This window comes from Micrococcus sp. iso_239, assembly GCF_056173395.1.
On record NZ_CM149672.1, the window covers coordinates 1,788,373 to 1,809,280 of the forward strand.

Annotated in this window: 16 protein-coding genes and 3 pseudogenes; 11 read left to right on the forward strand and 8 right to left on the reverse strand. The window is 67.7% G+C overall.

Going from position 1 to position 20,908, the window contains the following annotated elements; genetic code table 11:
• The first annotated feature begins 41 nt into the window (after positions 1-41).
• The 3 genes and pseudogenes from AC0VX2_RS08275 to AC0VX2_RS08285 all read left to right on the forward strand — a co-directional run.
• On the forward strand, positions 42-1,445 hold the full coding sequence (locus AC0VX2_RS08275; RefSeq protein ID WP_036340863.1) for a GntP family permease: 1,404 nt from the start codon (positions 42-44) through the stop codon (positions 1,443-1,445).
• A gap of 29 nt (positions 1,446-1,474) precedes the next feature.
• Positions 1,475-2,629 carry a glycerate kinase family protein gene (locus tag AC0VX2_RS08280; protein WP_052001283.1) on the forward strand — a complete coding sequence of 385 codons (1,155 nt, stop codon included), beginning with the start codon at positions 1,475-1,477 and terminating at the stop codon, positions 2,627-2,629.
• A 1-nt stretch (position 2,630) separates the two neighbouring features.
• A pseudogene (locus AC0VX2_RS08285) lies at positions 2,631-3,007 on the forward strand (protein kinase family protein); the annotation flags it as partial.
• A gap of 120 nt (positions 3,008-3,127) precedes the next feature.
• On the opposite strand, the pseudogene AC0VX2_RS08290 reads toward AC0VX2_RS08285, so the two are convergent.
• Both AC0VX2_RS08290 and AC0VX2_RS08295 read right to left on the reverse strand, forming a co-directional pair.
• Positions 3,128-3,364 (reverse strand): annotated as a pseudogene (locus AC0VX2_RS08290) (antirestriction protein ArdA); the annotation flags it as partial.
• Positions 3,361-3,573: an antirestriction protein ArdA gene (locus AC0VX2_RS08295; RefSeq protein WP_052001236.1), complete on the reverse strand. Its 213-nt coding sequence runs from the start codon at positions 3,571-3,573 to the stop codon at positions 3,361-3,363. The gene AC0VX2_RS08295 and the pseudogene AC0VX2_RS08290, both read right to left, overlap by 4 nt.
• A 226-nt stretch (positions 3,574-3,799) precedes the next feature.
• Here AC0VX2_RS08295 and AC0VX2_RS08300 point away from each other — a divergent pair, with 226 nt between their 5' ends.
• From AC0VX2_RS08300 to AC0VX2_RS08315, 4 genes are read left to right on the forward strand one after another with little or no spacing between them, the layout of a single operon-like run.
• Positions 3,800-5,365: a class I SAM-dependent DNA methyltransferase gene (locus AC0VX2_RS08300; RefSeq protein ID WP_036340367.1), complete on the forward strand. Its 1,566-nt coding sequence runs from the start codon at positions 3,800-3,802 to the stop codon at positions 5,363-5,365.
• The gene (locus tag AC0VX2_RS08305; RefSeq protein WP_078025883.1) at positions 5,362-6,525 is read left to right on the forward strand and encodes a restriction endonuclease subunit S; all 1,164 of its coding nucleotides are present in this window, start codon (positions 5,362-5,364) and stop codon (positions 6,523-6,525) included. The genes AC0VX2_RS08300 and AC0VX2_RS08305 overlap by 4 nt, the downstream gene beginning before the upstream one ends.
• Positions 6,522-7,328 carry an abortive infection family protein gene (locus tag AC0VX2_RS08310; RefSeq protein ID WP_078025884.1) on the forward strand — a complete coding sequence of 269 codons (807 nt, stop codon included), beginning with the start codon at positions 6,522-6,524 and terminating at the stop codon, positions 7,326-7,328. Before AC0VX2_RS08305 ends, AC0VX2_RS08310 begins: the two co-directional genes overlap by 4 nt.
• Complete coding sequence (locus tag AC0VX2_RS08315; protein ID WP_145015303.1) at positions 7,325-10,459, forward strand: type I restriction endonuclease subunit R; 3,135 nt, start codon at positions 7,325-7,327, stop codon at positions 10,457-10,459. Before AC0VX2_RS08310 ends, AC0VX2_RS08315 begins: the two co-directional genes overlap by 4 nt.
• Before the next feature lie 550 nt (positions 10,460-11,009).
• On the opposite strand, the gene ychF is transcribed toward AC0VX2_RS08315, so the two are convergent.
• Positions 11,010-12,095 (reverse strand): redox-regulated ATPase YchF, encoded by a 1,086-nt coding sequence (gene ychF, locus AC0VX2_RS08320; RefSeq protein WP_036340374.1) that lies wholly within the window; start codon positions 12,093-12,095, stop codon positions 11,010-11,012.
• A gap of 399 nt (positions 12,096-12,494) precedes the next feature.
• Between ychF and AC0VX2_RS08325 the strand changes: the two are divergent.
• Positions 12,495-12,947, forward strand: a pseudogene (locus tag AC0VX2_RS08325) (GMC oxidoreductase); the annotation flags it as partial.
• Between the two features lie 109 nt (positions 12,948-13,056).
• Here the strand turns inward: AC0VX2_RS08325 and AC0VX2_RS08330 are convergent.
• From AC0VX2_RS08330 to AC0VX2_RS08340, 3 genes are all read right to left on the reverse strand, one after another.
• A complete protein-coding gene (locus tag AC0VX2_RS08330; protein WP_036317045.1) occupies positions 13,057-13,518 on the reverse strand; it encodes an Hsp20/alpha crystallin family protein in 462 nt (153 codons plus the stop codon).
• Positions 13,519-13,668: 150 nt separating this feature from the next.
• Positions 13,669-14,220: a YdhK family protein gene (locus AC0VX2_RS08335; RefSeq protein ID WP_020626858.1), complete on the reverse strand. Its 552-nt coding sequence runs from the start codon at positions 14,218-14,220 to the stop codon at positions 13,669-13,671.
• Positions 14,217-14,783, reverse strand: coding sequence for an O-acetyl-ADP-ribose deacetylase (locus AC0VX2_RS08340; RefSeq protein ID WP_036340380.1), 567 nt, complete (start codon positions 14,781-14,783; stop codon positions 14,217-14,219). Before AC0VX2_RS08340 ends, AC0VX2_RS08335 begins: the two co-directional genes overlap by 4 nt.
• A 56-nt stretch (positions 14,784-14,839) precedes the next feature.
• Between AC0VX2_RS08340 and AC0VX2_RS08345 the strand changes: the two genes are divergently transcribed.
• The 3 genes from AC0VX2_RS08345 to AC0VX2_RS08355 all read left to right on the forward strand — a co-directional run bounded on the left by AC0VX2_RS08345 (position 14,840) and on the right by AC0VX2_RS08355 (position 18,441).
• Positions 14,840-15,277 (forward strand): hypothetical protein, encoded by a 438-nt coding sequence (locus AC0VX2_RS08345; RefSeq protein WP_052001240.1) that lies wholly within the window; start codon positions 14,840-14,842, stop codon positions 15,275-15,277.
• Positions 15,278-15,342: 65 nt separating this feature from the next.
• On the forward strand, positions 15,343-16,602 hold the full coding sequence (locus AC0VX2_RS08350; RefSeq protein WP_078025886.1) for a DNA recombination protein RmuC: 1,260 nt from the start codon (positions 15,343-15,345) through the stop codon (positions 16,600-16,602).
• Between the two features lie 138 nt (positions 16,603-16,740).
• The gene (locus AC0VX2_RS08355) at positions 16,741-18,441 is read left to right on the forward strand and encodes an SLC13 family permease (protein WP_475432549.1); all 1,701 of its coding nucleotides are present in this window, start codon (positions 16,741-16,743) and stop codon (positions 18,439-18,441) included.
• 122 nt (positions 18,442-18,563) lie between these two features.
• Here AC0VX2_RS08355 and AC0VX2_RS08360 read toward each other — a convergent pair whose 3' ends face one another.
• Both AC0VX2_RS08360 and AC0VX2_RS08365 read right to left on the reverse strand, forming a co-directional pair.
• A complete protein-coding gene (locus tag AC0VX2_RS08360) occupies positions 18,564-19,670 on the reverse strand; it encodes a 4-hydroxy-3-methylbut-2-enyl diphosphate reductase (protein WP_036340356.1) in 1,107 nt (368 codons plus the stop codon).
• A gap of 53 nt (positions 19,671-19,723) precedes the next feature.
• The gene (locus AC0VX2_RS08365; protein ID WP_036340353.1) at positions 19,724-20,812 is read right to left on the reverse strand and encodes a hypothetical protein; all 1,089 of its coding nucleotides are present in this window, start codon (positions 20,810-20,812) and stop codon (positions 19,724-19,726) included.
• Positions 20,813-20,908: the final 96 nt, after the last annotated feature.

A 20,908-nucleotide genomic window follows, 5' to 3' on the forward strand; every position in this document is an offset into this window, starting at 1 on the left:
CCTACTCTGGCTGGAATCCCCTGCCGCACAAAGGACTTCCGATGACTGGAATACCGTTTCTGCTCGTCTTCATCCTCGCCATCGCCCTGATGATCGTCATGATCTCCCGATGGAAGATCCACCCCTTCCTCTCGATCATGGTCGTCGCCTTCGCCTTGGGGATCATCGGTGGGATCCCGCTGGTGAAGTCGACCGGCGCCGAAGGGGAAGCGCCCGTCAAGGGCATCGCCGACGTGATCGGGGAGGGATTCTCCGGGATCTTCACCTCGATCGGCATCGTCATCATCCTGGGCACGCTCATCGGACTCATCTTGGAGCGCACCGGCGGTGCCTTCAGGATCGCCGATGCGCTGGTGAGGGTCGTCGGCAAGCGCTACCCCGTCCTGGCTATGCAGCTCATGGGCTGGGTGGTCTCCATCCCCGTGTTCTGCGACTCCGGATTCGTCATTCTCAACCCCATCCGCAAGGCCCTGGCCCGTCGCACCGGGGCGTCACCCGTGGCGATGACCGTGGCCCTGGCCGCGGGCCTGTACACCTCGCACGTCTTCATTCCACCGACCCCGGGGCCCATCGCAGCCGCCCAGAACCTCGGCATCGGCGACCACCTTCTGTTGGTGATCGGCCTCGGCGTCCTCGTCTCGATCCCCGCACTCCTCGTCGCGTACCTGTACGCCCTCTACATCGGCAAGCGGGTGACCTCCCCTGAGGAGACCGGCACGGAGGACGCGGACGAGCTCGAGGCGGCCTACGACGCGCTACGCCGGTCCTACGGGCGGATGCCTGGGACTGCTGCCTCCTTCGCGCCCATCATCGCCCCCATCCTGCTCATGGCTCTCGGCTCGCTCGCATCCGTCCTGAAGTGGACCGGCCCCGCGGGTGACTTCGCCCGATTCCTCGGCACGCCGATGATCGCCCTCGCCGTCGGCACCCTCTGCGCAGTCGGCCTGCTGTTCAGCGTGCGCCGTGGCGAGACGTTCTACGACCTGACAGAGGAGACCCTCCGGGTTGTCGGCCCCATCCTGTTCATCACGGCGGCCGGCGGTGTGCTGGGGCGCGTCATCGCCGCCACCGACCTCGTCACCTTCATCGAGAGCAACGCTGCACAGTTGTCGGTCATCGGACTGTTCTTCCCCTTCCTCGTCTCCGCCGTCCTGAAGACCGCGCAGGGCTCCTCCACAGTGGCACTCACGACCACGTCGGCCATGGTCTTCCCGATGATGCCTGCACTGGGCTTCGAGACCCCGGTGGCCAGCGCGCTCGTGGTCATGGCCATTGCGGCCGGCGCCATGACCGTCTCCCACGCCAACGACTCGTACTTCTGGGTGGTCACCAACTTCAGCGGCATGACGCCCTCGCAGGGCTACCGCACCCAGACGATGGTCACGCTTCTGATGGGACTCACCTCCATCGTGTTCATCTGGCTCCTCGGCCTCGTCCTCGTCTGACCCCGTCACCTGACTCAGGAGATCCACGCGTGCAGCGCATCATCGTCATCCCAGACTCGTTCAAGGGGGCCCTGTCGTCGCGGGAGGCGGGCTCCGCGATCGCCGCGGGTCTCGCGTCGGTCACCGACGCCGAAGTTCTCGTGGTGCCCATCGCCTACGGCGGGGAAGGCACCGTCGAGGCCTTCGTGGCCGCCGCAGGGGGCGCCTTGCGATCCGCGACCGTCTGCGGGGTGTTCTACGGCGAACGCGTGCCCGTCCACTACGGACTGATCGACCCGGACGTGGCGGTGGTCGAGACAGCCTCATGTGCCGGGCTCCCTCTCGCCTCCGGACGCGAGGACACGGGACGGGCCACGACGTTCGGTGTCGGTGAGCAGATCCTCGACGCGGTGTCCGCTGGCGCGGGCAGAGTCATCGTCGGGGCAGGCGGGAGCGCCACGACGGACGGCGGCACGGGCGCTGCCGCAGCCCTCGGCGTCCGGTTCCTGGACGCCGCAGGTGAGGAGTTCGTCCCCACCGGCCACACCCTCACCCGGATTGCGCGGATCGACTCCAGCCCGGCACGAGACCGGCTCCGCGACGTCGACGTGGAGGTGATGTGCGACATCAGCAACCCCCTCACGGGATCGCAGGGTGCAGCCCACGTGTTCGGCCCCCAGAAGGGGGCGGATCCTGCATCAGTGGCGAGCCTGGACACCGGACTGGTCCATCTCGCGGGCATCGTCGAACGAGACCTCGGGGTCGCGATCGATGCGCTCCCCGGTTCGGGGGCGGCGGGAGGTCTGGCCGGTGGCCTGCACGCCTTCATCGGGGCCACCTTGAAGCCGGGCATCGACGTCGTCCTCGAGACGGCGGGTTTCCACGACCTCGTGAAGACCGCTGACCTCGTCATCACCGGGGAGGGGCGCATTGACGGTCAGTCCTTGGCCGGGAAAGTGCCGATCGGCGTGGCCCAGGCCGTGCGCGCAGCCGGTCGTGCGATCCCGGTGATCGTCCTCGCCGGCTCCGTGGGACAGGACACGGACACCCTCTACGACGAGGGCATCACCGCGATCGTGCCCATCGGCCGCGGGCCCCAGGACTTGGCGACAGCGATCCGTCGTACGGCAGAGGACCTGACCGCGACCGCCCGCGACGTCGGGCGGCTGGTGATGGCCTGCTCCCCCGCCGGGCTCAGACGTTGAGGAGGGTGAGGGCGGGCATCGGCTGACCCTGGCCCACGAGGACTCGGCGGCGCTACGCCGCATGGCGGTGTTCGACGTGATCCTCAGCAACGCCGACCGCAAGGGCGCCCATATCCTTACCGTGCCCGGCGGGCACCATCACGGGGTGGACCACGGGCTGACCTTCCATATGGAGGACAAGCTGCGCACCGTCCTGTGGGGATGGCTGGGCGAGAAGCTGACCGAGGAGAAGCGCGACGGCGTGGGGCAGGATATCGATGCACTTGAGGGTGGGATGGTTGGCGGCTTGCGGAGCTGCTCAGTGCCGAGGAGATCGGTGCCCTCGCCGAGCGTTCCGCCGGCTTGCTCGACGACGGCCCGTGCTCCGGGTCGCATTAGACCTGGCGCATGCTCATATCCCCTGCCATGACAAGCACGCGCTTGGCGATGCTCGGCACCCCCGACCGTGTAGTCGAACGCCAGGTCACGGGTCCGCATCGACCAGTCGAAGTACCAGGCGACATCGTCCGAGACTGCCGACAATAAGCCCGTGCCGTCGGCCAGCTCCTCCGCGTACTCGCGGAATGACGCACACTCGCCGCAGTAGCGGTCCTCGAAGTCCGGGATGCCCGGCAGGTCGCCCGTGCCCTCAGCCACGTAGTCACCGCTCCTCACCCACGCGCACAACGCCTCGCGCTGGTGCTCCGGGACTGATGCCAGCAAGCTGCCCCACTCGGCGGCTTCGTGCGGGCTCATCTCGCCGCGCACGGGCAGATTCTCGTGGTCGAAGCACCACAACTCCTTGCAACCGGCGCGGTACCGCCCGCGCCCCGGTGCACATGGGTCAGGGTGACCTCTTCGGCATCGACGGCGTCGAACCACTCCCCGACGAGGCCTCCGGAGTTGTAGCAGTGCAGGCAGCCGATCCACACGCGCGGCGTGTTGTCCAGGGTGTCCGTGTCCATGGGTCTCCTCCTCGGATCGAGGAGAGCGGCGAACGCGACAGGCAGTCAGGCTCTGATGGAATGACGCGCTTACGCCGCGTCAACCGCTCTCACGTCGACCCCCGGGCGCCGCTCCGCGGCGCGCCAGCTGCCTGGAGACCCTACGATGCCCGTGGTGCTCGGTATCCTGAGATGGAGCTGAAAATTGCAGACGAAGGCGCGTTTCTCGCGCGAAGGAGTACGAACTATGGCGAGACGGGCCGCGAAAGCGAAGCCGGCGAAAACGCTCGAACAGACACTGTGGGATGCCGCTGACAAGCTCAGGGGCAACCAGGAGCCCAGCGAGTACAAGCACGTCGTGCTGGGCCTGGTGTTCCTCAAATACGTCTCCGACCGGTTCGAGGAGCGCCGCGAGCAGCTCAAGGACGAGCTGGCCGCCGAGGGCATCAAGCCCGAGCGGATCGAGTCGTTCCTGGAGGATCGGGACGAGTACGCGAGTCAGAACGTCTTCTGGGTGCCGTCTCTCGCCCGGTGGGGATACGTGCAGTCGGTGGCCAAGCAGCCGGAGATCGGTCAGCAGATCGACCAAGCGATGGATCTCATCGAGAAGGAGAACCCGTCGCTTCGCGGCGTGCTGCCCCGTAACTATGGCCGTGATGGCCTCGACAAGCGACGCCTCGGTGAGCTGGTCGACCTCATCGGGTCGATCGGCTTTACTGAGACCGACGATCACGGCGCAGACGACGTGCTCGGTCGCGTGTACGAATACTTCCTTGGCCAGTTCGCAGGCAAGGAGACCGGCAAGGATGCGGGAGCCTTCTACACGCCTCGCTCCGTGGTCAAGACACTTGTCGAGATGCTGGAACCGTTCAAGGGTCGCGTGTACGACCCAGCTGCGGGCTCGGGCGGCATGTTCGTACAGTCGGCTGAGTTCGTGAAGGCTCACGGCGGCAAACGCACCGACATCTCGGTATATGGGCAGGAGTTCACCGATACGACATGGAAGCTCGCGAAGATGAACCTGGCTTTGCGTGGCGTCGAGGCGGACATGGGCTCGCATTCTGCGGACTCGTTCACAGAGGACCTTCACCTCGACCTGCGTGCTGACTACGTGATCGCGAACCCGCCTTTCAACGTCTCTGACTGGTGGGATGCGAAGCTCGCCGACGACCCCCGATGGAAGTACGGGACACCACCGAAGGGCAACGCGAACTTCGCATGGGTGCAACACTTCCTTCACCATCTTGCGCCTCACGGCACAGCAGGTTTCGTGCTCGCCAACGGGTCACTGTCCTCCAAGAGCAGTGGCGAGGGCGAGATCCGTCAGCGGCTCGTCGAGGCTGGCCTGGTCGACTGCATCGTCGCAATGCCAGACAAGCTCTTCTTTAACACAGGCATCCCCGTGTCGTTGTGGTTCATCTCCAAGGGGCGTGACGGCAATGGGCACCGCGCGCGCAAAGGTGAGGTGCTGTTTATAGACGCCCGCAAGCTCGGAGCTATGCAGTCGCGACGCCTGCGCGTGCTATCGGACGACGACATTGCGCAGATCGCGGACACCTACCACGAATGGCGCAACCACGACGGCTGCTATGAAGACGTCCCCGGTTTCGCGAAGTCGGCCACGATCGGGGAGATTGAGAAACACGAATTCGTCCTCACACCCGGCCGGTACGTCGGTGCAGCTGAGGCGGAAGTCGACGACGAACCGATCGATGAGAAGATTGAACGCCTCACGAACGAGCTGTTAGCGGAGTTCGAGCGTGGGCGCGAGCTGGAAAATGAGGTTCGACTGCGCATGGGATCGCTCTCGTGACCGCGCAGTGGATGGAAAGCGTGCTCGGGGAACTCTGTACATTCCAGGCAGGAGGAGCTTTTCCGAGACACGAGCAAGGACATTTGACCGGCGACCATCCGTTCATCAAGGTCAGCGATATGACTCTTCCTGCTAACAGCATACGGATCATTGAGGCAAATAACTGGGTGTCGGCTGAAACCGCGGCGCGAATGAAGTTGAAACTAACACCTCCCGGCGCCGTAGCATTCGCAAAAATTGGCGAGGGACTGAAGGCTGAGCGCCTGAGGCGGATCACGGTACCGACCGCGATGGACAACAACATGATGGCTGCCATACCCAAGCCCGCTGTTGTCGATAGCGGCTTCTTGATCTATCTGATCGAAAGTGTCCATATCGCGGAATGGGCTCAAGGGAGCGCGCTTCCATACCTGAGCCAAAAACTTCTCGCAGACATTCCGGTGCACGTCCCGTCCCTCCCGGAGCAACGCGCGATCGCTGCGACACTCGGCGCGTTCGACGACAAGATCGAGTCGAACCGACAAGCAATGGCCACTGGGGAATCTCTTATCCGCGCGGTTGTCGAATCTACGCTCGATGCCTCCGAGGGCGAGGACGGAACACTGGGCGATTATTGCGCACTGGTGAAGGCCCCAGTAGAAATAGACAAGATTGATCCCGATGACAACTATATTGGGCTTGAACACATGCCCAGAGGATCAATTTTCCTGACTGAATGGAAGAAAGCTAAGGGTCTTGGCAGTAATAAGACTGCCTTTAAGCGAGGGGACCTCCTCTTCGGTAAGCTTCGCCCGTACTTCAAGAAGGTGGGTATTGCGCCTATCGATGGCGTGTGCTCGACTGACATCTTGGTAGTCCGGCCGAAGAGTCCTCGCGACATTGCCTTGGTGACAGCCGTCGCAGCATCTGATGCATTGATCGATTCTTTGTCAGCCAGTTCTACTGGGACAAGAATGCCCCGTGCCTCTTGGAAAGACCTCGCGGCATGGCGAGTTCCGGTCCTGACCGCCACCGAACGAATCGAGCTATCAGCCCGTGTAGACCCGCTCGTTGAGCGTCTCACGCAGTTGACGTTCGAGTCTCATCGTCTTGTCGCTCTTCGCGACGCTCTCCTCCCCGAACTACTCTCAGGTGGTCTACGAGTTCCGGTGACGTCATGAAAACACCTGTCTTGAGCGCGACAGATATGCGCATCGTTGAACAAGTCCTCGACATGGGTGACGGTTACGTACTCGACTTCAGTAACCGCACCTTCGCGGATTTCTTTGCTGATCTGGATGTCGAGATCGAGCCAGAAGACTCCGGCCTCTCGAAGGCTAAGCGTTTACGTGCGTTCTTTCGCTCTGCTTCGACGTCAGAGTGCGCTCGTGTTCTACATGCACTTCTCGAATACAGAGGCGAGCAAGACGGAGACGATGAAAGTGCCTCGATCGATAAGTATCGCGCGATCGTCTCGCGACTGGAAGGCGTCGCCGTCCCGTTGAGTGCTGCGCCGGTCGCACCGGAAGTTCTCACGCTGGCGTATGTCCGAGAACTGTCCGACAAGGCGGAGCGTCGTCTCGCAGCCTCAGACCTCGAAGGGGCGATCACAGTGTCGCGCACCTTGGTTGAGGCGGTGTTGGAACAGCTGGAGATTCGTTTAACAGGCCAGAGCGGAAACTACGCCGGTGACCTCCAGCGACAGTACAAGGCAGTTGCGAAGATTCTTCGGATCGACGACAAGGATGACCAGGTCGACGAAGGGTTCAAGCAGATCGCACGCGGCCTGGTCCAGATCGTCAACGGTCTGGCAGCGATCCGGAACATGGCGAGTGACGGACACGCGCGTCACGTGCAGCCACAAGCGCGACATGCCCGGGTGGCTGTGAACTCAGCGAAGACCGTCGCGAGCTTCCTCGTCGAGGTCTATCTGGCGAAGCGCACTGGACCAACGTCGCCTGCCGCAGTGAGGAGTGGCGGATGAGCACCTTCAACGAGAACGTCGTCGAACTGGCCGCTCTAGAGCACTTCGCCGAGCTGGGCTACCGACGTGTGCACGCCCCTGAGATCGCGCCGGGAGAGCCTGACGCAGAGCGGGACTCGTACGAGGACGTCGTGCTGTGGGGGCGTCTGCGTGATGCGCTTCGGCGGATCAACACTAGCGCTGACGCCGCGCTGATCGCCGAGGCTGTGAAGACCGTGCAGCGTGCCGGGTCGCAGAGCGCTGTAGACGAGAACGCTCGCCTGCACAAGCTCATCACGGAGGGTGTACCTGTCGAGCATCGCGGCGACGATGGCCTGCTGCGCACAACACGCTTGTGGCTGGTGGACTTCGACGAGCCGGCGAATAACGACTGGGTGGCTGTCAACCAGTTCACGATCGTCGAGAACGGCAAGAACCGCCGCCCTGACGTGCTCGTGATGGTTAACGGGCTCCCGCTCGCGCTGTTGGAGCTGAAGAATCCGGCCGCTGGGCACGCGACGCTAAAGTCGGCGTGGAACCAGGTGCAGACGTACCGACACGACATCCCGTCGGTATTTGTGCCGAACGCGGTGACAGTGATCTCTGACGGAACGTCGGCGGCGATGAGCAGCTACTCGGGTGCGTTCGAGCACTACGCGCCGTGGAAGACCATCGAGGGTCGTGAGGTCGTCAGCAACCGGCCAGCACTTGAGGTTCTCATCAAGGGCGTGTTCGAGCCGAAGCGGTTCCTGGACCTACTGAAGAACTTCGTGGTGTTCAGTGACGAGACAGTCACCGACAAGTCGACAGGACAGCCCACGCGGGCGCTCTTGAAGCGTGTGGCGAAGTACCATCAGTACTGGGCGATCAACGCTGCCGTCGAGTCCACGGTGCAAGCGTCAAGCCCTGATGGGGACCGACGCGGCGGCGTGGTGTGGCACACCCAGGGCTCCGGCAAGAGCTTCGAGATGGTGTTCTACGCTGCAAAGATCATGCGCGACCCGCGCATGGCGAACCCGACGCTGGTGTTCATAACCGATCGCAACGATCTCGACGATCAGCTGTTCGGCGAGACTTTCGCCCCCGCGCGCATCCTGCCGGAGACGCCGGTGCAGGCAGCAACGCGCTCGGATCTGCGGGCCAAGCTGAAGCGCGCGTCGGGTGGGATCGTGTTCACCACCTTGCAGAAGTTCGCGCCGGGCGAGGACGGAGACGCCAACCCCGTGCTCACTGACCGTCGGAATGTCATCGTGATCGCCGACGAGGCGCACAGGAGTCAGTACGGATTCAGCGAGACGCTCGACCGCCACGGTCGACTCAAGTCCGGGCTGGCCAAGCACATGCGCGACGCGCTCCCCGGCGCGACGTACCTCGGTTTCACCGGCACTCCGATCGAGTCGAACGACAAATCCACAAGGGCTGTGTTCGGCGATTACGTGGACGTGTACGACCTCACAAGGGCAGTGGAGGATGGTGCGACTGTCCGGATCTTCTACGAGTCCAGGTTGGCAAAAATCGAGCTGTCGGAAGCGGACCTCGCTGCCTTGGACGACCTCGCCGATGAGATCACCGAGTCCGTCGAGAAAGACACCGCAACAGCTGCGAAGTCACGTTGGTCGCGGTTGGAAGCGGTCGTCGGAGCGGAGGCACGACTTGATCTCGTGGCCCGCGACATCGTGGAGCACTGGGAGAAGCGCCGCGAATCCCTGTTCGGCAAGGGCATGATCGTCACCATGAGTCGCCGGATCGCCGTGCGGCTGTACGAGAAGATCATCGCACTGCGACCCGACTGGCATTCGGATGATCCGGCGCAGGGCAAGATCAAGGTCGTCATGACCGGGTCCGCGTCTGATCCTGCTGAGTTCCAGCCGCACATCCACTCGAAGGACGTGCGCAAGGACCTCAAGCTGCGGGCGAAGAACGCGGACGACCCGCTGGAACTGGTCATCGTCCGGGACATGTGGCTGACCGGTTTCGATGCCCCGTCGATGCACACGATGTACGTCGACAAGACCATGCAGGGCGCGGGGCTCATGCAGGCCATCGCTCGGGTGAACAGAACGTTCCGTGACAAGCCCGGCGGGCTGATCGTCGACTACATCGGAGTGTTCGCGAACCTCCAGAACGCGCTGAGCGAATACTCGCCGTCCGACCGCGACCAGGCTGGCGTGCCCATCGACGAGATGGTCCAGGTGATGCTGGAGAAGCACGACATCGTGCGCGGACTCCTCCACGGAGTCCAGTTCGACTCTTCCCCGGAGCTGACAGCTGCCCAGCGGTTGAACGAGTACGCAAAGGTCCTCGACTTCGTCATGGCGGACCCAGACCGGACCTCGCGGTTCAATGACCAGGTGCTGGCTCTGGCGAAGGCGTTCGCGCTGGCGGGCGCGCGCGATGAGGCAGCCGCGATCCGGAACGATGTCCGACTATTCACGGACGTCCGAGCAGCGATCCTGAAGATCCAAAACCCCGACTCTGGCCGAGGCGGTTCGGGCGCAGTAGAGGTCGATACAGCACTCAGTCAGCTTCTCAACGAGGCGGTCACAGCTAATCAGGTAGTGGACGTGTACATGCTCGCTGGGATCGAGACGCCCGAGATCTCAATCCTCAGTGAGGAGTTCCTCGATTCGTTCGCGGAGAAGGACAGGCCGAACCTTCAGATGGGGCTGCTGCGGCGTCTCCTGAACGACCAGATCCGTACGGTGCAGCGAACGAACGTCGTCCAAGGGCGCAAGTACTCGGAGATGCTCGAAGAGACCGTGAACCGCTATACGAACCGGTCGTTGACGACCGCTGAGATCATCGCGGAATTGGTGAAACTTGCGAAGCAGATGCGCGACGCTCAGAAACGGCACGAGGAGCTCGGACTGCGCGAAGATGAGGTCGCTTTCTATGACGCGGTAGTGCAGAACGACTCTGCGGTGATGGAGCTGGGCGACGAGACACTCAAGGCGATCGCTCAAGAGCTCGTGACGTCTGTCAGGCAATCAGCAACGATCGACTGGAACCTGAAGGAGTCTGTGCTGGCTGCGATGCGCTCAAAGGTACGCCGCATCCTCGCCAAGTACGACTACCCGCCTGATGCGGAAGCTAAGGCAATCGAGCTGGTGATCGAGCAGGCGGAATTGTTTGCTCGCGGAGTGTCTGCGTAGGGGTGTGTAGATGTCGACAAAAGTGATGCTCGGCCGTTCACCCCGCAAGGGTACTGGAGGCGCGCCTGGAACTGATGCACGTAAAGGTGACATTCTTGGTCACACCGCGTAAGCGGGCATGGGGTCTAAAATCAGTTCGTCGATTGGCCACTGGTGCGGCTCATGCAGACTGATTTGCAGGGATACCGTGGGACAATCCCCGCATGAAAAGGTGGTGTGCCCCGCGCATGTGAAGGCCGTTGCCGAGGTGCCTCCAGCGCCCCGGGTTTCGTTCCGGGGTCAGGACGCAACGGGCGCTACGTTTAGGTCATGAGTGTAGGCCGATTAGCCCCGGTGGAGTGCGAGCTGATCATGAACCACATGACCGCTCACGCGGCATGACCGAGGGTGCCACATATACGTTACGTGCATACGTCCCACAGACGACGAAGCCCCCACCAGAACCAGCCAGTGAGGGCATCCACCGCTACGACACGACTGCCATAGGCTCGCCATAATTCTGCGTCATGCCACAGACTAACGGCGCCAAAAACCGCATGATTTCAACGAATCACACGTTGAACCGGAACTCCACCACGTCGCCGTCCTTCATGACGTAGTCCTTGCCCTCCATGCGCACCTTGCCGGCGGCTTTGGCATCGGCCATCGACCCGGCGGCGATCAGGTCATCAAAACTCACGATCTCCGCCTTGATGAAGCCACGCTGGAAGTCGGTGTGGATCACGCCGGCGGCCTCCGGAGCGGTCGCGCCGACGGGGATGGTCCACGCGCGCGTCTCCTTCGGCCCGGCCGTCAGGTAGGTCTGCAGGCCGAGGGTGGAGAAGCCCACGCGGGCCAGCTGGTCCAGCCCGGACTCGTCCTGCCCGGCCATCTCCAGCATCTCGGCGGCCTCCTCCTCGGAGAGCTCCACGAGGTCGGACTCGAGCTTGGCGTCCAGGAACACGGCGTCGGCGGGGGCCACCAGATCGCGCAGCTCCTGCTGCTTGGCCTCGTCCCCCAGCACACCCTCGTCCGAGTTGAACACGTAGATGAACGGCTTGGCGGTGAGCAGGCTCAGCTCGCGCAGCCGGTCCATGTCCAGCTTGTCCTTGTCCTTCGCCGCGAAGATCGTCTCGCCCCGCTCCAGCACCGCGAGCGCGGCCTTGAGCGCCTCGAGGTCGGCGGGCTCCTTCTTCTTGCCCTTGACCTCCTTCTCGACGCGCGGGATCGCCTTCTCCACGGTCTGCATGTCCGCGATGATCAGCTCGGTGTTGATGGTCTCCATGTCCGAGGCCGGGTCCACCTTGCCGTCCACGTGGACGACGTCGCCGTCGTCGAACGCGCGCACCACCTGGGCGATCGCGTGGGCCTCACGGATGTTGGCCAGGAACTGATTGCCCAGGCCCTCCCCCTCCGAGGCGCCCTTCACGATGCCGGCGATGTCCACGAAGGACACCGTGGCCGGCAGGATGCGCTCGGAGCCGAAGATCTCGGCCAGCTGGGGCAGCCGCTCGTCCGGCAGGTTCACCACGCCCACGTTCGGCTCGATCGTCGCGAACGGGTAGTTCGCCGCGAGCACGGTCTGGCGCGTCAGCGCGTTGAACAGGGTCGACTTGCCCACGTTGGGCAGTCCCACGAATCCGATAGTCAAAGCCACAGTCCGGCAGTCTACCGGCGGGCCCGCCGCGGCGGAGGCGTCCCGCACCGGCCCCGTTCCGTGGGCAGAACCGGCAGCCCCGCCCGCTCCGTGGGCAGAAAGCGCGCTCTCCCCTGTTCCGGGGGCAGAACCGGCAGGGTTTTCGCTTCCGGGGGCAGAAACCCTTGCTTTTCTGCCCACGGAACCCAGAGGCCCGGCGGCCACGGGGCCCGGCAGCCCCAGCCCCAGCCCGGCGTGCCCACGGAACCCAGAGACCCGCACCGCCCAGCACGCATCCCCGTCCAGATGACCGATCCGTAGGGTGGACGGGCCGCCCAGACCCCGTCGACAGTAAGCACACCCGTGTCTGCCGACCAGAGGACGACAGCCGAGACCGCAGGGCCGCCGGGCCCTCCCGACGCCAAGTCCCGCGGCACCGTGCGCCTGCGCTTCAACGACTACCGGGACAAGCCGGCCGTGGACCCGCGCTACTTCACCGACCCGGAGGGCCATGACATGGCCGTCGCGGTGGCCGGCATCCGACTGGCCCGGGAGATCGTCTCCCAGCCGGCCATGGCGGCGTGGGCGGGGCGCGAGCTGGCCCCGGGCGAGCAGGCGCAGACGGACGAGGAGATCGCCGACTACGTGCGCCGCACCCACAACACCGTGTACCACCCGGTGGGCTCGGTGCGCATGGGCGCCGACGACGACGCCATGAGCCCCCTGGACGCCCGCCTGCGCGTCAAGGGCGTGACGGGTCTGCGCGTGGCCGACGCCTCCGTGATGCCCGAGCACGTGACCGTGAACCCCAACATCACGTGCGTCATGATCGGTGAGAAGGCGGCGCAGCTGATCCTGGCCGATCGCGCCTGACCGCCACGCAGATGCGGCGGGCCCCCGGTGGGGGGCCCGCCGCATCTGCGTTCGGGGGACGGACCGCGCGCCGGTCACGCCGGCCGCGCGCGGCTCCGTCAGAGGCCGGTCACTCGCCGGTGGTCTCGGCGGTCTCGCCCTCCACGGTCTGCCCGGCCACGGGGGCAGCACCGCCGTGGGTGACGGAGATCTTGCGGGGCTTGGCCTGCTCCGCCACCGGGATGGTGAGGGTCAGGACGCCGTCGCTGTAGTCGGCCTGGATGCGGTCGAGGGCGAGGCCCTCGCCCAGGGTGAGCTGGCGGGCGAAGGTGCCGGCGGAACGCTCACGGGTGAGCCAGCGTCGGTCCTCGCGGGCCGGGTCCTCCTTGCGCTCGGCGCGGACGGTGAGGGTGCGCTCCTCCACGTCCACGTCGATGGAGGCCGGGTCGACGCCGGGCAGCTCGACCTCGGCGACGAAGACGTCGCCCTCGCGGTACAGGTTCATGGGCATGGACACGGTGCCGGTCGCGCGGGGCGTCAGACCGTTCACCAGGCGCTCCATCTCACGGAACGGATCGATAGGACGGGCCATGTCGGTTCACTCTCCTCGGGATTCGGGTGGGCGCCGCTGACACCGCGGCGTCTGACCACTACAACAGCACGCCCGGCGAGCCTATTCCAGAAATCTACGTGAAGTTCGATCAACTTCCAGGCGGGCGGTCAGGACCCTCCCGGCCCGGGGTCAGCCCGCCGAGGCGATCTCGCTCTCCACCACCCACTTGTGGTTCCTCATCCGCATGCCGTCGGACTCGTAGTCCACCATGTAGACGGTCTCATCCGTCGAGGAGTGCACCGTGCCCTCCGCACCCTGCATGCCCGGCATGTGGTCAGCCGCGAGGGTGACCGCCGCGCCGTCGGGCAGGCGTTCGGCGCCCGCGTCCTCCAGCTCCTCCTGGACGACCCACTTGTGGTCCGTCACCTCGGGCCCGCCCGTCGTCGGCCGGTAGTCCACGGAGTAGGCGGTGGTCTCGTACGCGCCCACGACGGTGGCGGCGGCCCCCTCCATCCCGGGCATGTGGTCCGCCATGAGGGTGACCTCGGTGCCCACGGGGTGGGCCGGGTCCGCGGCGGGCTCGATGCCCTCGGGGGCGGGGCCGCCGTCCATCGCGTGGCCCGCGTGCCCGCCGTGGGAGGACGACGTCGCCGCCTCTTCCCCTCCCGTCGCGCAGCCGGTGAGCGCGAGCAGACTCGCCGCAGTCACGGCGACGGTCCTGGTCCAGAAACGCATGGTCATCGTCCGGTGTCTCCTTCGTCATCGGTGGTCTGGGGGGCCTCGAGGTGCCCGAGCGCCGCACGGAACGCGGCCTCCGCCGTCTCGCCGTACGGCACGAACAGCACCTCGTCCACGGTGTCGCCCACCTCGTCCGCCATCGCGTGGCAGGTCTCGACGGCAATCCGCGCCGCGTCCTCCATGGGCCAGCCGTAGATCCCCGCGGAGATCGCCGGGAACGCGACCGTCCGGGCGCCGAGCCCGGCCGCCACCTTCAGGGACTCGCGGTAGCACGAGGCGAGGGTGTCGGACTTGTCGATCGTCTTGGCCCACACCGGGCCCACCGTGTGGATGACCCAGCGCGCGGGCAGGCGCCCCGCCGTCGTCGCCACGGCCTGGCCGGCGGGCAGCCCCTCCGGCAGGTCGGTCTCGCGCAGGCGGCGGCACTCGGCCAGGATCTCGGGACCGCCACGCCGGTGGATGGCGCCGTCCACGCCTCCGCCGCCGAGCAGGGTGGAGTTGGCGGCGTTGACGACGGCGTCCGCGTGCGTGGCCGTGATGTCCCCGGGGGCGATGGTGAGCTGCATGGGTTCACGCTAGGCGCGGGTGGGCGCCGTCGGACAGGGCCGGTAGCCTCGGCCCCATGAGCACCCCGACGCCCACCGGACCGACCCCCACGCCTCCCGGCGGCGAGCTGCTGCCGCTGATCAGCCTCGCGGTGGAGCACGTGTTCAACACGCTCGGCCGGCAGCCCGTGTTCGCCCCCACAATCCTCGCCGTCACGGCCGACGGCCAGCGCGGCATGTGGGAGCACCCGGACCTCCAGCCCGAGCAGGCGGCCGCCACGGTCGCGAAGATCAGCCCTCGCCCCACGCGGGCGGTGGCCGTGTTCGACGGCGAGATCGAGACGGCGGACGGACCCCGCCCGGCCGTCGCGGTGGAGGCCTTCGACGCCGCCGCCCTGGCCTCGACCCGCATGGTCTTCCCGTACCTGCCCGGCGTGGCCGCGGCGGGCATCGCCGCCCGCGTCGACGGCGACCCGCAGGTCGTGGCCAACGGCCCCAACCCGCTCTTCGGCTGAGCCGCCCGCCACGACGACGGCGCGCCGCGGCCTACCGTGTCCGTGCAGCCTGCGAGGGTGGGGTCATGGAGATCCTCAGCCTGCTGCTCGCCCTCACCCTCGGACTCGTGCTGGGCGCCCTGCTGGGCGCGTGGCTCATGTGGCGCCGGGCGGCCGACGGCGGTGAGGAGGCCCGCCGGGCCCAGGCCGAGCTGGCCGCGCTGCGCACCGAGCACCAGGGGGCGCGAGAGGCGCTCGCGGCCGCCCGGGCGGAGCAGCGTGCGCTCACGGCCGCGCGCGCCGAGGACGCCGAACGCCAACGCGCGGAGTCCCAGGTGATGTCCACGCTCGCGCCGCTGGGCCAGCGGCTGGCGGCGCTCCAGGAGCAGGTGAGCGTGCTGGAACGGGATCGGGCGTCCCAGTTCGGCCGGCTCGGGGAGCAGCTCCGCGCCGCCGCAGCCACCGACCGGGACCTGCTGAACCAGACCACGTCGCTCATGGCCACGCTCAAGTCCACTTCCGCGCGGGGCCACTGGGGCGAGGCGCAGCTGCGGCGGGTCGTCGAGGCGGCGGGCATGCTCCACCACGTGGACTTCACGGAGCAGGCCACGCTGTCCGGCAGGGACGGCGAGCGCCTCCGCCCGGACCTCGTGGTGTCCCTGCCCGGCGGCAAGGCCATGGCCGTGGACGCCAAGGCCCCCATCGGGGACGCGCTGGCCGCCGAGGCCCTCGCGGACGAGCCCGGCGAGGAGGCGTACGAGCGGCGCCAGGCGCTGGCCGCCCAGCACGCCGCGGCCGTGCGCCGCCACGTGGACCAGCTCTCCGCGAAGTCCTACTGGGACGGCCTCGAGCACTCCCCCGAGCTGGTCCTGTGCTTCCTGCCCGCCGAGTCGCTCCTGGCCGCGGCGCTGGACGCGGACCCCGGGCTGCTGGACCACGCGTTCTCCCGGAACGTCGCGCTCGTCGCCCCCGTCTCCCTCCTGACCGCCCTGAAGTCCGTGGCCTACGCGTGGCGGCAGGACACCCTGGCCGAGAACGCCCACACCGTGGTGGCCAGCGCGAAGGACCTCTACGAGCGTCTCGGCACGCTCGGCACTCACCTGGACCGCATGGGCGGCTCCCTCAAGACCGCCGTGGACCGCTACAACCAGCTCGTCGGCAGCGTCGAGTCGCGCGTGCTCCCCGCCGCCCGGCGCCTCCGCGACGCCGACCCGGGCCTGGCCCCCACGCCGGACATCCGCACGCTCGAGTCCGCGCCCCGGCCCCTGGCCGCCCCGGAACTGGTCGCGGGCGTGGAGGAGGACGAGCTGCGCCGTCGTCGGGCGGAGTCGGCGCGGGAGGCGTGAGCGGGGCCGCACGGGGGCCGGGCGGGTGGGCCGTCGCGGCCCCGACGTCGTCTTTCCGTGTCCCGGGCCACTTGCTACCGTGAAACTCACAGAGAATTGCCAGGCCGCGCCAAGGGCCTGACCTGAAGAGGAGGCCCCATGGAGTCCCGCCCACTCCCCCCGCCGAGCAACGTCAACGAGCACGTCTCCCGCTTCGACCCCCGAGCGGCCGCCCAGGAGTTCGAACACGAGCTCTCCCCGGGCATGCGTGACGAGCCGCTGCCCGGCGGCGAGAACGTCAAGCGCATCATCGGCCTCGTGGTCGGCCCCCTGCTCGCCGTCGCCCTGTTCCTGCTGATGCCGGGCGACCTCGGCGTCTGGCCCCGCCTCGTCGCCGCCACCGCGGTGCTCATGGCCGTGTGGTGGATGACCGAGGCCCTGCCCATCCCCGCCACCGCCCTGCTGCCGCTCGTCGTCTTCCCGCTCGGCGTGCCCGCCGAGGAGTCCGACGGCGGCATCACCTTCGACGCCGTCGGCGCGAGCTACGGCAACAACATCATCTTCCTGTTCATGGGCGGCTTCATGCTCGCCCTGGCCATGCAGCGCTGGAACCTGCACCGGCGCATCGCGCTCGGCGTCCTGACGTTCATGGGCGCCAGGACCGTGAATCTCATCCTGGGCTTCATGATCGCCACCGGGTTCATCTCCATGTGGGTGTCCAACACCGCCACCGCCGTGATGATGCTCCCCATCGGCGTGTCCATCCTCGTGCTCGTCCAGCGCTACGGCACGGACGGCGCCCTGACTGCGGACGAGGGAGCGGACCAGGTCGACCGCCCCGCCGCGCCCGCATCCGCGGCCGGCGAGGCCCCCACGCAGGCCGAGATCCGCTCCCTCACGAAGTCGAACTTCGGCACCGCGCTCATGCTCGGCATCGCGTACGCCGCGTCCATCGGCTCGCTCGGCACCATCATCGGCACCCCGCCCAACACCCTGCTCGCGGGCCACATGGCCGCCGAGCACGGCGTGCAGATCGGCTTCGGCCAGTGGATGCTGGTCGGCGTGCCGATCGCCGTCGTGCTGCTCTTCGCGTGCTGGTTCCTGCTCACCCGCGTGCTGTTCCGCCCGGAGATCGACGAGGTCCCCGGCGGCCGCGACCTGATCGCCACCGAGCTGGCCCGCCTCGGCCGCATGAGCGCCCCCGAGGCCAAGGTCCTCGCCGTCTTCGTCCTCGCCGCGCTGGCCTGGATCACCGTGCCGCTGATCTCCGAATACGTCCTGGACCTGGAGTCCCCGCTGCTCTCGGACGCGGCCATCGCCATCGTCGTCGGACTCATCCTGTTCCTCCTGCCGGCCGGTGGCGGGGCCGGGCGCGGCGTGCGCCTCCTCGACTGGGAGGCCGCGAAGGACCTGCCGTGGGGCGTGCTCCTGCTGTTCGGCGGCGGCCTGGCCCTGTCCGGTCAGTTCTCCAAGTCGGGCCTGTCCACGTGGCTCGGTGAGCAGGTCAAGGGCTTCGGTGACATCCCCGTGTGGGTGCTCGTGGTGATCGCCTCCGTCGGCATCCTGCTACTGACCGAGATGACCTCGAACACGGCCACCGCGGCCACGTTCCTGCCGGTCGCCTCCGGCGTGGCCCTGGGCACCGGCGTCGCCCCGCTCATGCTGGCCGCGCCCGTCGCCCTCGCCGCGACCTGCGCGTTCATGCTGCCCGTGGCCACCCCGCCGAACGCCATCGCGTACGGCTCCGGCTATGTGACCATCGGCCAGATGGTGAAGGGCGGCGTGTGGCTGAACATCATCGCCGCCGTGCTCATCTCCATCGCGTCGATGACCCTGCTCGTCTGGGTCTTCGGACTCTGAGTCCTGACCACCCGCCGGCCCGGCACGCTGAGGCCCGGGCACGCCGAGGCCCGCAGACTCGCCGCTTCGCCGGCGTCGTGACGGCGAGTCTGCGGGCCTCAGCGAGGAGACGAGGGGCGCGCTCAGGCCTCGGCGGCGCGGCGGCGTCCGCCGAGGGCGCGCCCGTCGTCGCCCACGCGCTTCATCTCGGCGCGCAGCTCCTTGGGCAGGGAGAAGATGATGTCTTCCTCGGCGGTCACCACCTCGTCCACCTGCCCGTAGCCGTACTCGGCCAGCAGCGCGAGCACCTCCTGGACCAGCACCTCGGGCACGGACGCGCCCGAGGACAGGCCCACGGTGGCCACGCCCTCGAACCAGGACTCGTCCACCTGGTTGGCGAAGTCCACGCGCTCGGCGCGGGAGGCCCCGTACTCCGCGGCCACCTCCTTGAGGCGCACCGAGTTCGAGGAGTTCGCCGAGCCCACGATGATCACCAGGTCGCACTCCGGCGAGATCGACTTGATGGCCGCCTGCCGGTTGGAGGTGGCGTAGCAGATGTCGTCCGAGGGCGGGTCCTGCAGGTTCGGGAACCGCTCGCGCAGCACGGAGACGATCTCGAGGGTCTCGTCCACGGAGAGCGTGGTCTGGGAGAGCCAGATCAGGTTGTCCGGGTCCTCCACCTGGACGGTGCGGGCCTCGGCGACGTCGTTGATCACCGTGGTGTGCTCGGGCGCCTCGCCGAACGTGCCCTCGACCTCCTCGTGGCCGTCGTGGCCGATCAACAGGATCCGCTTGTCCTGCTTGGCGAAGCGCACGGCCTCGCGGTGCACCTTGGTCACGAGCGGGCACGTGGCGTCGATGGTGCGCAGGTTGCGCTGGGCGGCCTCCTCGACGACGGCCGGGGACACGCCGTGCGCGGAGAACACGGTCAGGGCGCCCTCGGGCACCTCGTCCAGCTCGTCAACGAACACCACGCCGCGCTCGGTCAGGGTGTCCACGACGTGCCGGTTGTGGACGATCTCCTTGCGCACGTACACGGGGGCGCCGTGGTGCTCGAGGGCCTTCTCGACGGCGACGACGGCACGGTCCACGCCGGCGCAGTAGCCACGGGGGGCGGCCAGCAGCACGCGCTTCTCACCGGACACGGGCGCGGCCGCCTCCACCTCCTCACGGGAACGACGAACGCGCGGGACCTGCGGCATCCCGAGGCCGACGGCGGACGGACGGGCGGAGACGGAGGGAGCGGACATGCCCTCCATGCTATCGGCCGGGACGCAGACCGGGCCCGGGCTTCGCCGCGGGCTCAGCGCGACGTGACGTCGGCGGCGGTGTGGGAGCGGCCCACCGCGGGGGGACCGTCCGCCCGGGCGGCACGGACCCGGCCACGCCGAGCGACCCACAGCTCGGCCAGGGCCAGCAGCAGGCCCGCGGCCAGCACGATCCAGCCCAGGGTGGTCAGGGTCTGGGGGTAGGGGGCGACGGCGGCCGCGAACGCCGGGCGGGCGGCCTCCTCCATCTGCTGGACGAACGCGGCCACCCCGGGGGAGGCCCCCTCGGGTGCCGTGAGGTGGACCGCGTCCGGACCCAGGCGGGCGCCGCCGATCAGTCCGCCGGCCAGGGCGACCGCACCCGCCACGGCCACGGCGAGGCCCCGCCGCCCTCGGGGGGCGAGCAGCAGGGCGCCCACGAGCGCCAGCACGGAGGCGGCGGCAGCCCAACGCCAGTGCGCGGAGGCGTCCACCCAGCGGTGCACGGTGGCCCGATCCGTGCCGGCCAGGGCGTCGATGCGCGCGTCCATGCGCAGCGCGGTGCTGTCCCGCAGGTCCGCGGCGCGGTCGTACAGGGGTGCCAGCAGCGTGTCCGCGGCCCAGTCGCCGACGTCCGCGCCCGCGATCGTCTCCAGCAGCGCCTGCCCGGGCAGGTCGAACCGGTCCTCGCGCAGGTCACGTTCGATGTCGCCCAGGGCGGCGGTGATCCCGGACTGTGCGACGGGACCGAACGGGATGGTCACGTCCGCGCCCGAGCCGGGCTCGTCCGCGCCCTGCGGGTCCTCGAGCTGGGCGAGCCAGGCGCGCCGGGCCTCGTCAGCGGTGTCGGACCAGCCCTGCACCACCTGCGGGTCGTCCGCCACGCGCTGGGCCAGCGGGCGCAGCAGGTCCTCGGCCACCTGGGCCAGCGGGCCGGGCACCTGCTCGGGGATGGCGTCGTGCACGACGTCGTCGATCACCCCCGGCACGGCGGCGCGGACCTCGGGGTCCACCGCGACCTGCTCCGTCACCCCGCGCAGCAGCTCCGGGCGGTGCGTCGCCTCGTCGACGAGGGCACCGGCCGTCGCGAGCACCGCCAGCAGGCCCGCCAGGGCCGCGACGAGGAAGCTGAGGGTGGTGCGCATGAGGTCCTTTCCGTTCCGTTCCGACCCCGTCGAGCGTACTGATCCCGGCCGGATGTTCCCCGGTCTGAGCACCCGACCGGTCCGGCGGCGGCCCCG